This window comes from Pseudomonas sp. TE3786, from assembly GCF_054057335.1.
On the sequence record NZ_JBSRZF010000007.1, the window covers coordinates 136,094 to 148,571 of the forward strand.

At 62.3% G+C, this 12,478-nt stretch carries 12 protein-coding genes; 6 read left to right on the forward strand and 6 right to left on the reverse strand.

The window, feature by feature from the left end; genetic code table 11:
• Positions 1 to 36 precede the first annotated feature (36 nt).
• From ACVW0Y_RS10505 to lipA, 4 genes are all read left to right on the forward strand, one after another.
• Positions 37 to 1,197 (forward strand): D-alanyl-D-alanine carboxypeptidase family protein, encoded by a 1,161-nt coding sequence (locus ACVW0Y_RS10505; protein ID WP_457438059.1) that lies wholly within the window; start codon positions 37 to 39, stop codon positions 1,195 to 1,197.
• 105 nt (positions 1,198 to 1,302) lie between these two features.
• Positions 1,303 to 1,575, forward strand: a complete 273-nt coding sequence (locus ACVW0Y_RS10510) for a DUF493 domain-containing protein (RefSeq protein ID WP_108098824.1) — start codon at positions 1,303 to 1,305, stop codon at positions 1,573 to 1,575.
• On the forward strand, positions 1,575 to 2,228 hold the full coding sequence (gene lipB, locus ACVW0Y_RS10515; protein WP_457438061.1) for a lipoyl(octanoyl) transferase LipB: 654 nt from the start codon (positions 1,575 to 1,577) through the stop codon (positions 2,226 to 2,228). The genes ACVW0Y_RS10510 and lipB overlap by 1 nt, the downstream gene beginning before the upstream one ends.
• Complete coding sequence (gene lipA / locus ACVW0Y_RS10520; RefSeq protein ID WP_457438062.1) at positions 2,225 to 3,226, forward strand: lipoyl synthase; 1,002 nt, start codon at positions 2,225 to 2,227, stop codon at positions 3,224 to 3,226. The genes lipB and lipA overlap by 4 nt, the downstream gene beginning before the upstream one ends.
• 129 nt (positions 3,227 to 3,355) lie before the next feature.
• Here lipA and ACVW0Y_RS10525 read toward each other — a convergent pair whose 3' ends face one another.
• From ACVW0Y_RS10525 to leuS, 5 genes are all read right to left on the reverse strand, one after another.
• Positions 3,356 to 4,666: a lytic murein transglycosylase gene (locus tag ACVW0Y_RS10525; RefSeq protein WP_457438063.1), complete on the reverse strand. Its 1,311-nt coding sequence runs from the start codon at positions 4,664 to 4,666 to the stop codon at positions 3,356 to 3,358.
• A 60-nt stretch (positions 4,667 to 4,726) separates the two neighbouring features.
• Positions 4,727 to 4,912, reverse strand: coding sequence for an alternative ribosome rescue factor ArfA (gene arfA, locus ACVW0Y_RS10530; RefSeq protein ID WP_457438064.1), 186 nt, complete (start codon positions 4,910 to 4,912; stop codon positions 4,727 to 4,729).
• Between the two features lie 106 nt (positions 4,913 to 5,018).
• A complete protein-coding gene (gene holA / locus ACVW0Y_RS10535; RefSeq protein ID WP_457438066.1) occupies positions 5,019 to 6,056 on the reverse strand; it encodes a DNA polymerase III subunit delta in 1,038 nt (345 codons plus the stop codon).
• A 39-nt stretch (positions 6,057 to 6,095) separates the two neighbouring features.
• A complete protein-coding gene (locus ACVW0Y_RS10540) occupies positions 6,096 to 6,707 on the reverse strand; it encodes an LPS-assembly lipoprotein LptE (protein ID WP_457438067.1) in 612 nt (203 codons plus the stop codon).
• Positions 6,708 to 6,800: 93 nt separating this feature from the next.
• On the reverse strand, positions 6,801 to 9,422 hold the full coding sequence (gene leuS, locus ACVW0Y_RS10545) for a leucine--tRNA ligase (protein ID WP_457438069.1): 2,622 nt from the start codon (positions 9,420 to 9,422) through the stop codon (positions 6,801 to 6,803).
• A gap of 189 nt (positions 9,423 to 9,611) precedes the next feature.
• Between leuS and ACVW0Y_RS10550 the strand changes: the two genes are divergently transcribed.
• Both ACVW0Y_RS10550 and ACVW0Y_RS10555 read left to right on the forward strand, forming a co-directional pair.
• Complete coding sequence (locus ACVW0Y_RS10550; RefSeq protein WP_457438071.1) at positions 9,612 to 10,049, forward strand: hypothetical protein; 438 nt, start codon at positions 9,612 to 9,614, stop codon at positions 10,047 to 10,049.
• 27 nt (positions 10,050 to 10,076) lie between these two features.
• Positions 10,077 to 10,838 (forward strand): YdcF family protein, encoded by a 762-nt coding sequence (locus ACVW0Y_RS10555; protein ID WP_457438072.1) that lies wholly within the window; start codon positions 10,077 to 10,079, stop codon positions 10,836 to 10,838.
• A gap of 82 nt (positions 10,839 to 10,920) precedes the next feature.
• On the opposite strand, the gene lnt is transcribed toward ACVW0Y_RS10555, so the two are convergent.
• A complete protein-coding gene (lnt, locus tag ACVW0Y_RS10560; protein ID WP_457438074.1) occupies positions 10,921 to 12,441 on the reverse strand; it encodes an apolipoprotein N-acyltransferase in 1,521 nt (506 codons plus the stop codon).
• Between the last annotated feature and the right edge of the window lie 37 nt (positions 12,442 to 12,478).

Here is a 12,478-nt window from a genome sequence, read left to right on the forward strand (position 1 = left end):
TCAGAGCCTGTTTGCCATTAGTAACTTGAGAGACTGATGAATATCACCGCCTTTACCCGTCGTCTGAGTCTGTTCGCCCTTCTTGTCACCGCGCCAGCCACCTGGGCTGCTGAAACTGCTGTGCCGGCCGCGCCGGAACTGGCAGCCAAGGCCTATGTGCTGATGGATGCCGCCAGCGGCAACGTGCTGCTGGAAAACAACGGTGACCAGCGTCTGCCGCCGGCCAGCCTGACCAAGCTGATGACCGCCTATATCGCCACCCTGGAAATCCGTCGCGGGCAGATCAGCGAGACCGACAAGGTGATGGTCAGCGAACACGCCTGGCGCACCGGCGGTTCGCGCATGTTCATCAAGGTCGGCACCGAAGTGGCCCTGGGTGACCTGCTGCACGGCATCATCATTCAGTCCGGCAACGACGCCAGCGTCGCCACCGCCGAGCATATCGCCGGCAGCGAAGACGCCTTTGCCGACATGATGAACACCACCGCCGAAAAACTCGGCATGAGTGGCAGCCACTTTATGAACGCCACCGGTTTGCCCAATCCTGAGCACTATTCGACTGCTCACGACATGGCGCGTCTGGCCCGGGCGATCATCTACGAAGACCCGGCGCACTACGCCATCTACTCGCAGAAAGAGTTCTTCTGGAACAACATCAAGCAGCCGAACCGCAACCTGCTGCTGTGGCGTGACAAGACTGTCGATGGTCTGAAAACCGGCCACACCGACGAAGCTGGCTACTGCCTGGTGGCTTCGGCCGTACGCGACGGCATGCGCCTGATCGCTGTGGTGTTCGGCACCAGTAGCGAACAAGCCCGTGCCGCTGAGACCCAGAAACTGCTGACCTACGGCTTCCGCTTCTTCGAAACCCAGACCTTCTACCAGAAGGGTACCGAGCTGGCTCAAGGCACCGTGTGGAAAGGCGCGACCCGCCAAGTCAAAGCCGGCCTGGCCGAAGACCTGACCATGACCCTGCCGCGCGGTCAGCTGAAGAAGCTCGCCGCCAGCATGACCTTGAATCCGCAACTGGTTGCCCCGATTAAGCAGGGTGACGTGATCGGTAAGGTTGAAGTGAAGCTGGAAGACAAGGTGGTGCACAGCGCCGACCTCATCGCCCTCGAACCCGTGGACGAAGGTGGCTTCTTCCGTCGCGTGTGGGATAGCATCCGTCTATTCTTCTTCGGCCTGTTCAACTGACACGCCGCGTATAGCGAAAATTGATAGCCACAGACGTCGGCTTTTAGCTCCAAAAGAGCAAGCTGACGTCTGATTTCCGCAGGCCAAAAGCCCGCCGAGACCGCCATGACAGACGCCACATCCGTAACCATCGAGTTTCCCTGCGAGCGCTACCCGATCAAAGTCATCGGCGATGCGGGCGAGGGTTTTACCGAGCTGGTCATCGATATTCTCAAGCGCCACGCTCCTGATCTGGACGTGGACACCCTGGTGCAGCGCGACAGCCGCAACGGCAAATACCTGACCGTGCAGCTGCTGATCACCGCCACCGGCATCGAACAACTGCAAGACATCAATAGTGACCTGCGCGCCACTGGCCGCGTGCACATGGTGTTGTGATGACCCAGCGCCTGGGCTTTCGCGAGCTCGGCCAGGTTCCTTACGAGCCGACCTGGCATGCCATGCAGCACTTTACCGACGCTCGGGTTGTGGATACGCCTGACGAAGTCTGGCTGCTGGAGCATCCGCCGGTATTCACCCAGGGCCAGGCCGGCAAGGCCGAGCATGTGCTGTTCCCCGGTGATATTCCGGTGGTCAAGGTCGACCGTGGCGGCCAGGTGACCTATCACGGTCCCGGCCAGCTGGTGGCTTATCTGTTGTTGGATGTGCGTCGTTCGAGCCTGGGCGTGCGCGAGTTGGTCAGCCGCATCGAATTGAGCCTGATCGAGCTGCTCGCCAGTTATGGCGTGCAAGCCCAAGCCAAGGCCGATGCGCCGGGCGTGTATGTGGATGGGGCGAAGATCGCCTCGCTGGGCCTGCGCATTCGCAATGGCCGCTCGTTTCATGGCCTGGCGCTGAATGTGGACATGGACCTGCAGCCGTTCCAGCGCATCAACCCCTGTGGTTATGCCGGCATGGCCATGACCCAGCTGAGTGATCTGGTTGGACCGATAGAATTTGCCGAAGTAAGTGCCCGGCTGCGCGCGCAGCTCGTCACACACCTCGACTACGCTGAACAGACGACCCTGACGGGCGGAATTGAATCGCTATGAGCATTGAAGTAGCTGGCAACGAAGCAACCGGCACCGCGGTTAAAGCCCCACCGGCCAAGGTGGAAATGGGCGTGAAGCTGCGCGGTGCCGAGAAGATGGCGCGTATTCCGGTGAAGATCCTGCCCACCGAAGAACTGCCGCGCAAACCTGACTGGATTCGCGTACGGGTGCCGGTATCGCCGGAAGTCGACCGGATCAAACAACTGCTGCGCAAGCACAAGCTGCACAGCGTCTGCGAAGAAGCCTCCTGCCCGAACCTGGGTGAGTGCTTCTCCGGTGGCACCGCCACCTTCATGATCATGGGTGACATCTGCACCCGTCGCTGCCCGTTCTGCGACGTCGGCCACGGCCGGCCAAAACCGCTGGACGCCGACGAGCCGATGAACCTGGCGGTGGCCATCGCCGACCTGCGTTTGAAGTACGTGGTGATCACCTCGGTAGATCGCGACGACCTGCGCGACGGCGGTGCCCAGCACTTCGTCGACTGCCTGCGGGAAATTCGCAAGCTGTCGCCCGGCGTGCAGCTGGAAACTCTGGTGCCGGACTACCGGGGCCGGATGGACGTAGCCTTGGCCATCACCGAACAAGAGCCGCCAGATGTGTTCAACCACAACCTGGAAACCGTACCGCGCCTGTACAAGGCGGCGCGTCCGGGCTCGGACTTCGAGTGGTCGCTGGACCTGCTGGAGAACTTCAAGAAGCGCGTTCCTCACGTACCGACCAAATCCGGCTTGATGCTGGGCCTGGGCGAGACCGATGAAGAAGTGATCGAAGTGATGAAGCGCATGCGCGAACATGACATCGACATGCTGACCCTGGGTCAGTACCTGCAGCCGTCGCGCAACCACCTGCCGGTGCAGCGCTTCGTACACCCGGACACCTTCGCCTGGTTTGCTGAAGAAGGCACCAAGATGGGCTTCAAGAACGTGGCTTCCGGCCCGCTGGTACGCTCCTCGTACCACGCCGATCAGCAAGCGCACGAGGCGAAGAAAGGCTAAGCCTTTCGACGTTATAAAAAAGGGCGGCCCTAGGGTCGCCCTTTTTTATTGCCTCTAGAGCATCGCGGCTGAAGCCGCTCCTACCGGGAATGCATGCTCTTCGTAGGAGGGGCTTCAGCCGCGATGCTTTTATTGGCTGCGCAACCGGTTCAACAGGCTGTGATCCGCATAGCCATCGGCGGGCAATCCGAGCTGCTGCTGATAAGCCCGCACAGCCTTGCGCGTGTTCGCGCCCAGGATGCCGTCGGCAGCGCCCGGCTGGAAACCATGGGCCGCCAACAGCTCCTGCAATTCAATCCGCTCGCTACGCCCCAGCTGCGGATCATCCCGCGGCCAGTCGGCGATCACCGCTGCATTGGCACCCCGAATTCCATCGGACAGCAGCCCCACCGCCAGCGCGTAAGACGACGAGTTGTTGTACTTGAGAATGCTGCGGAAGTTGCTCAGCAGCAAAAACGCCGGGCCGCGATGACCGGCCGGCAGCAGCAGGGTCGCAGATTCACCGGACAAGGTTGGTGCCAGCGCTTTACCGCTGGCCGGCATCACCCCCAGGCGGGTCCACTCGGCCACGCTCTTGCGGCTTTCCGGGTCGGCCAGGGCGTAGTCGAAACCTTGCGGCAGGCGTACTTCAAAACCCCAGGGTTTGCCTAACTGCCAGCCGGACTGCTGCAGGTAGTGGGCAGCCGAGGCCAGGGCATCGGCAGAGGAGTACCAGACATCGCGGCGGCCATCGCCGTCGAAGTCCACGGCATGCTGGTTATAGGTGGTGGGCATGAACTGGGTCTGGCCCATGGCACCGGCCCAAGAGCCGACCAGGCGTTCCGGGGCAATATCGCCGTGCTGGAGAATCTGCAGCGCAGCGATCAGCTGTTCCCGCCAGAACGCCGCGCGACGCCCTTCATAGGCCAGGGTGGCGAGCGAGCGGATCACGCTATTGCTGCCGATGTTATTGCCGTAGGCACTTTCCATGCCCCAGACCGCCACCAGCACTTCCGCCTGCACGCCGTAGCGTTGTTCGATGCGGCTGAGGGTGGCCTGTTGTTGCGCGTATTGCGCCTGGCCGTTGGCGATGCGCCGGGCCGAGACAGCACCGTCGAGGTATTCCCAGACTGGCCGGGTGAACTCTGGCTGGCTGCTGTCGGCAGCGACTACGGCGGGGTCGAGGGTGACGTTGGCGAAGGCGCGGTCGAACAGCGCGGCATTGATGCCAGCGGCGATGGCGTCACTGCGCAACTGGTCGCGCCACTGTTCAAAGCTTTGTGCGGGAACCGGCGCGGCGGGCTGGGCGGTAACGCCGGCGGCAGTCGGAGCGGCGGTGGCGGCAGGTACAGCAGAAGTCGGGGACTGTGGCGCTTGTGGGGCTTCGGCGCAGGCGGTGAGCAAGTTGAGGTGAAAGCTCAGCGCAGCGCAGGCCAGGGTGCGCGGTGACAGGTTAAACATCAGCAGGTCTCAAAACGGTAAACAGCGGCCACCATATCATGCCGACGGGCTGGAAGCCCTTTAGGCAGCCAGAAAGCCGCTGGCAAAAAAGCACCGGCCCAGAAAGACAGAAGCCCCCCAGTTTTGCTGGGAGGCTTCGCGGCGGTAGCTGCCTTTGCCTTTCTTCGGCTGTTCCTGGCGGCTGCGGAACAGGGGTTGGGCAATGATGGATTTGGCTTTATTCGGGCGTTTCTTCGATCTGGCCATGACAGTCCTCGGGCGGGGCGGGTGGCTGGGCTTTTGCTAGCAGAGGAGAGGTAGCCCCGCGGCGCGGATCATCGGCCTGCGCCGGGCCGCTGTCCAGTCCCGTTTATCACTCTTGAGGAAGCGACAGACGTTGGCCCGCCAGTAGCAGGGTCAGGCGACTGATATCCAGCCAGGGGTCGCCTGCGGCCTGGCCTTTGATCTGCGCGTCGATGCGCTGGGCATCCTGCAGCATCTTGTTCCAGCGCGCGGCGGAGTGACGTTGCAGGGCTTTGCTCACCAATGGCCGGCGCTTGTCCCACACCGGCGGGCGAGCCTGGCTAAAGGCTTTTTCCAGCGGTACGCCCTGGCCAAATTGTTGGGCGATGGTGGCCAGCAAACGCAGCTCGCGGGCCAGGGCCCAGAGCACCACCGTACTGTCCACGCCTTCACCGCGCAGTCCTTCGAGGGTGCGCAGGGCATGGCTGGCTTCGCCGTTGAGGGCAGCGTCGATCAGGCCGAAAACGTCATAGCGGGCGCTGTCGGCGACAGCGGCCTGTACGGTGCTGGCGTCGATCTGATTGCCTTCGGCGAGCAGCTTGAGCTTCTCGATTTCCTGCGTAGCTGCCAGCAGATTACCTTCCACGCGGGCGGCGATCAGGTCGACGGCTTCCTGGGTGGCGCTCATCCCGGCCTGGCTCATGCGCTGGCGGATCCATTGCGGCAACTGATGAACTTCCACCGGCCAGATCTGGATGAACTGCGCCTGGGGGCCGTCGATCACCGCCTTGGCCCATTTGGTTTTCTGCGTGCTGCCGTCGAGCTTGGGCAGGCTGATCAGCAGCAGGGTGTCTTCCGGTGGGCGCGACAGGTATTCCAGCAGGGCCGCTGTGCCTTTGTCGCCGGGCTTGCCGTTGGGAATGCGCAGTTCCAGCACGCGCTTTTCGGCAAACAGCGACAGGCTGTTACCCGCCTGCAGCAGGGTACCCCAATCGAAATTGGCGTCGGCATTGAATACCTGCCGCTCGGTAAAACCTTGGCTGCGGGTGGCGGCGCGAATGGCGTCCGCCGCTTCCTGGCATAGCAGCGGGTCGTCGCCACTGATGGCGTAGACCGGCGCGAGGCCGCTTTGCAGGTGTTTGGCGAGTTGCGCGGGGGCAAGCTTCATAGGCGTGACAGCCGGGCCGCTCGCGCGGCCCGAACGGTCTTACTTGGTTTTGATCGGCAGTTGCAGCGGCGATTGCTGGGGCTTCGCGGCCTCAGCCTTGCGCGCGGCTTCAATGGCGTCCGCTTCAGCTTGCGCCTTGGCATCGGCAGCAGCCTGCAATTGGTCCAGCTGGGTCGGAGTAATCAGTTGCAGACGCTGAGCCAGCTGGTTCACCAGATGCCGGCGCAGCTCCTCGCTCATTTGCTGCGACTCCTGCTCGGAACCGATCAGGTTGTTTTCGTCGTTGACGTAGGTGTTCTGCACTTCGACGACGTTGCTCAGTAGCACCGTGTCATTGTTGCCACGCAATTCGTAGGTCACTTGCAAGGTGGTTTCGTACTCAGCGCTACGGGCGCTGCCGGTGTAGCTGACGGTGCGGTTATTGCTGGTTTCGGAGGTCAACACCACGGTGTAAGGGGCGCCCGCATGGACATTGACGCCGCTGTTGACCAGGGTCTGGCGCAGGTCCTTGACCACCGCACCGTAGGCGTCGCGGGCAGTCAGGTTGAGTTCGGTCAGGGCGAACGCCATGTCGCCGGTACCGCGCAACTGAAAACCACAGGCGCTAAGCAAGGTAGCCAGGCCGATTACCAGCAGATTCCGTTTGATCATCTGTTATCCCCTTAAACCATCTGTAGCGCTGCGCAAGGGCGCAGCGATAACTCAATCGGTGTTCGCGGTGCCGTGGGCAGCCGCGATGCATCATCAGCTCGCGACGATATTGACCAGCTTGCCCGGTACCACGATGACCTTGCGAATGGTCAGGCCGTCGAGGAAGCGCAGCACGTTGTCGTTGACCCGTGCAGCGGCTTCGACTTCTTCACGGCTGGCAGTCGCCGGCACGTCGATCTGACCACGCAGTTTGCCGTTGACCTGAACCACCAGTTGCAGGTTGTCCTGCACCAGGGCACTTTCGTCCAGCACCGGCCACTGGGCGTCGATCACGGCGCTTTCGTGACCCAGCTCCAGCCACAGTTCATGGCTGATATGCGGGGTGATCGGGGCCAGCAGCAGGGCCACGGTTTCCAGGCCTTCCTGCAGCAGGGCGCGGTCGGTATCGCTGTCTTGTGCGGCTTTTTCCAATACGTTCATCAGCGTCATCACCTGGGCGATGGCGGTGTTGAATTTGTGGTTCTGGCCAATGTCCTGGCTGGCTTGCTTGATGGCCAGGTGGATGGCGCGGCGAATCTCTTTCTGCGCGTCGCTGAGGCCGGCCACGTCCAGGCTGCCGGGTACGCCACGGGCCACATGGGCCTGGGCCAGACGCCAGACGCGCTTGAGGAAGCGGTGCGCACCTTCAACACCGGAGTCGGACCATTCCAGGCTCATGTCGGGCGGCGAGGCAAACATCATAAACAGGCGGCAGGTGTCGGCACCGTACTGGTCGATCATCGACTGCGGGTCAACGCCGTTGTTTTTCGATTTGGCCATCTTCTCGGTGCCGCCGATTTCCACCGGCAAGCCGTCGGTTTTCAGCTTGGCGCCGATGATTTTGGCCTTGGCGTCGCGCTCGATTTCCACGTCCGCCGGGTTGAACCAGGTTTTACTGCCATTGGCTTCGGTGCGGTAGTAGGTCTCGGCGATCACCATGCCCTGGGTCAGCAGGTTCTTGAACGGCTCGTTGGAGTCGACCAGGCCTTCGTCGCGCATCAGCTTGTGGAAGAAGCGCGCGTAGAGCAGGTGCAGGATCGCGTGTTCGATACCGCCGATGTACTGATCCACCGGCAACCAGTGGTTGGCAGCAGCCGGGTCGACCATCCCCTTGGTGTAGTTCGGCGAGGCGTAGCGGGCGAAGTACCAGGACGACTCCACGAAGGTGTCCATGGTGTCGGTTTCGCGCTTGGCCGCAGCGCCACATTTCGGGCAGGTGCAGCTGTAGAACTCAGGCATACGCGCCAGCGGGCTGCCGGCGCCATCCGGCACTACGTCTTCCGGCAATACTACTGGCAGCTGATCTTCCGGCACCGGCACGTCACCGCAGGTATCGCAGTGGATGATCGGGATCGGGCAGCCCCAGTAACGCTGACGGCTGATGCCCCAGTCGCGCAGACGGAACTGGGTGCGGGCCTGGCCGAGGGCTTTTTTCTGCAGCGCCACTTCGATAGCGTCGAAGGCACCGGCAAAGTCCAGGCCGTCGAATTCACCGGAATTGATCAACTGGCCGTGCTCGCCGTAGGCGGCTTGCCAAGGTGCCGGGTTCTCGTCGCCAGCGCTGGTACGCACCACCGATTTGATCGGCAGGCTGTACTTGTGGGCGAATTCGAAGTCGCGCTCGTCGTGGGCCGGCACAGCCATTACTGCGCCGTCGCCGTAGTGCATCAGCACATAGTTGGCGACCCATACCGGGAGCTTCTCGCCGGTCAGCGGGTGCTCAACGAACAGGCCAGTGGCCAGGCCTTTCTTTTCCTGGGTGGCGATATCGGCTTCAGCCACGCCACCGCGTTTGCATTCATCGATAAAGGCTTGCAGCTCGGCAGCCTGGGCGGCCGGCAGTTTTTCCAGGGCGATGCTGGCCAGCGGGTGCTCGGCGGCCACGGCCACGTAGGTGGCACCCATCAGGGTGTCTGCGCGGGTGGTGAACACTTTCAGGGCACCGGCCTGACCGATGGAAGCCTGGTCATAGGGGAAGCTGACTTCCATGCCGCGGGATTTGCCGATCCAGTTGCGCTGCATGGTTTTGACTTGCTCGGGCCAGCCGGGCAGGTCGTCGAGACTGGTCAAGAGTTCATCCGCGTAGGCAGTGATCTTGAAGTAGTACATCGGGATTTCGCGCTTTTCGATCAGCGCGCCGGAACGCCAGCCACGACCGTCGATGACCTGCTCGTTGGCCAGTACGGTCTGGTCGATCGGGTCCCAGTTCACGGTACCGTTCTTGCGGTAGATCACGCCCTTTTCGAACAGCTTGGTGAACAGCCATTGTTCCCAGCGGTAGTAGTCCGGTTTGCAGGTGGTGACTTCGCGCGTCCAGTCCACCGCCAGGCCCAGGCTTTTCAGCTGGTTCTTCATATAGGCGATGTTTTCGTAGGTCCACTTGGCCGGCGCGACGTTGTTTTTCATCGCGGCGTTTTCCGCCGGCATACCGAAGGCGTCCCAGCCCATGGGCTGCAGCACGTTCTTGCCTTGCATGCGTTGGTAGCGGGCGATTACGTCGCCAATGGTGTAGTTGCGCACATGGCCCATGTGCAGCTTGCCGCTGGGGTAGGGGAACATCGACAGGCAATAGAAAGTGTCTTTGCCTGGCTGTTCACTGACTACAAAGGACTTCTGCTCGTCCCAGTAGGTTTGCGCGGCGGCTTCGGTTTCACGGGGCTGGTAATGTTCGTGCATGGCTACTTTGGCTGCGGAAAAGGACGTTTCAAAGAACGCCGTAGCATACATGAGCCCGCCGGGGGCTGGGAAACCCTGATTACGCCCGTCGCCTGAGCCTCCGCCGTTGGTCGCAGCGCCCTGCTGGTTGCAGGGGCGGCGCTAAGCTTTGCAGAAAGGGCAACGGGCATGGAGCTGGCGAGGGTGAGGATGGCGGAGTTACGGCGCGAAGATGCACAGGGCGGTCTCTATGAGCGCCTACTGCATCGCCTTGCCATCGCTCTGGATGAAGCCGACAGCGACAGCCGTTTGCAAAACAAGACCTCGGAAGAACTCGAACTGCGCGGCCTCAGCCCGGCGGAGTTGGAGCTGATTCGTGCTTATCTGGATCGTGATCTGCACTGGCTGCGCGGCTGGCACGCGGCGGCCAAGGAGCTGGCGCTGATCGAGCAGATGCCGACACGAACGATCAAACCCACCCAACCCGTGCATATTGCCAAAGTGGCCAAGCCCAAGGGCCTGATGCGCCGCCGGCAAAAGCTGCTCTGCGCACTCTGCGGCACTGCTGCCTTCTGGCATCCCGGCGAGGGCATTCAGCCTTGCGGTGCCTGCGGCTCGCAGTTGTTCCGCGCCTCCAAACCCCGGTAGGCTGCGCGCACCCTGGGGAGGTGCGTGATGGTCCTGCGATATCTATTCAAACAACTGTTGTTGCCGCCTGGCTGCCTGTTCCTGCTGCTGTTGCTCGCCTGGTGGCTGCGTCGGCGCATGCCGCGTGTGGCGTTAGCGTGTTTTGTTCTGGGCCTGGGCGGCTTGTGGGTCAGCAGCTTGCCCATCGCCGTGGAAACGTTGGCGCGGCTGGTGGAGAGCGAACCGGCGTTGACGCCCCAGCAGATCGAAGGCCTGACGCAGCGGGTCGATGCCATTGTGGTACTCGGCGCTGGCCGCGAGCGCGAAGACCCGGCCTGGGGTGGCGATCAGGCCAGCCATCTGGCCGTGGAGCGGGTGCGCTATGCCGCCAGGTTGGCGCGCATTACCGGCTTGCCCGTGCTGATCAGCGGCGGCTCGCCATATGACGAGCCCATCAGCGAAGCGCAGCTGATGACGGAAGTAATGGTCAGAGATTTCCGTGTTCCCGTGCGTTGGCAGGAAGGCCGCAGCCGTACCACGCTGGAAAACGCCGAGTTCAGTGCGCAGATGCTGCAAAAGGACGGCATCCACCGCGTGTTGCTTGTCACCCAGGCCGCCCATATGCCCAGAGCAAGCTGGTGTTTTGAACGGGCCGGTTTTGAGGTGGTGGCCGCGCCGGTTGGCTTTATGAGCGTGCCGAACCTGCGACCGTTGGGCGGCTGGTTACCGGAAAGCCGAAGTATCTGGCAAACCGGCATCTTGCTAAACGAAGTGGCGGGGCAGCTGGCCTATCCACTGTTCTACCGGTAACTCGATCCCGTAGGAGCGGCTTCAGCCGCGATGGTCTTGAAAGCATCGCGACTGAAGTCGCTCCTGCGGGAGCTATGCCAGGTCAGAGGGTTTTAGCTATCCGACTGGCCAACAACGCCCAGCCAAACAGCAGGAAACAGACGATCACCATTGGCCACGAGCGCCACTGCAGGTAAGGCGTGAGCTTCTGCATCGGCACCACTTCGCCATACAGCACACCCTGTTCGAACTGCGGAATCTGCGTGGTGATATGGCCGAACGGGTCGATCAGGCCGGTGACACCATTGTTGGTGGCGCGGATCATCCAACGCCCGGCCTCCAGCGCGCGCATCTGCGCCATCTGCAGGTGTTGCAGCGGGCCTATGGAGGTGCCGAACCAGGTGTCGTTGCTCACGGTGAGCAGCAGCTGGCTTTGCGCTGACAGTCCCGCGGCGAATTCCGGGTACACCACTTCGTAGCAGATAAACGGCGCGATCTTGTAGCCCTTGGCATCCAGCAAGGTCTGGTCGGACGGACCGCGGGCGAAGTCGGACATCGGCAGGTCGAAGAAGGCGATCAGGCCACGCAGTATATCCTGCAGCGGCACGTATTCACCAAAGGGCACCAGCTTCTGCTTCAGGTAGGTGCCGCTGCCCTGACCGACTACGGTGATGCCGTTGTAGTAGCGTTTTTCGCCCTGGGCATTGATCTGACGCACCGGCACGCCGGTGATCAGGGTGGCCTGACGGTCGTTGGCGAAACGGCCCATAACGCTCAGATACGGGTCCGCGAACTCCTTGAGAATCGGCACCGCCGTTTCCGGCCAGACGATCAGGTCCACCGGTTTGGCGCTAAAACTCAGGTCGCGGTACAGGGCCAGCTGGGCGTTGACGTGTTCGGGGTTCCACTTCATTTCCTGGGCGACATTGCCCTGAATCGCCGCCACCTTCAGCGGCGCGCCGGCGGGTTCGGTCCAGGCATGGGTTTTCAAACCGAACGCCAGCAACCAGGGCGCTACCAGCAGTACCAGCCCGGCGCCGAGAAACACCTTGCGCTCGCCCAGGCGCGGCAGGTTGACCAGCAGCGCCGCGCTCAGCGCCAGCACAAAGGAAACCAGCCAGATGCCGCCCACCGGTACCAGACCGCTGAGCGGCCCGTCGAGCTGGCTATAACCGGCGTACAGCCAGGGGAAACCGGTGAGGAACCAGCCGCGGAAGGCTTCCTGCGCCAGCCACAGCGCGGCGAAGGCCAGGGCATCGGCCAGCGGCGCTTCCACGCGGCGTAACCAGCGCGCCCAGAGAAAGGCAGGGAGGGCGAAGAACCAAGCAATGCAGGCGCAAAAACTGACCGTCAGGAACAGGGCCAGCGGTGCCGAGGCACCGCCGTAGTCATGGATGCTGACGTAGATCCAGCTGGTGCCGGCCACGAACAAACCAAAGCCGAAGCACCAGCCGCGGCCCAGCGCTTGGCGCGGCGTGAGGTCGCGCAGGCCGAGGTAGAAGAGGGCGATGGATACCAGGGCCAGTGGCCAGATATCGAAGGGGGCGAGGGCGAGGGTGGTGATGGCACCGGCGGCAGTAGCCACAACATTGCCGATCCAGCCAGGAGAAGAAATCCGCTTCATGTTTTCCTTTCGGTCTTGAAGTCGCCGTGCACGCACA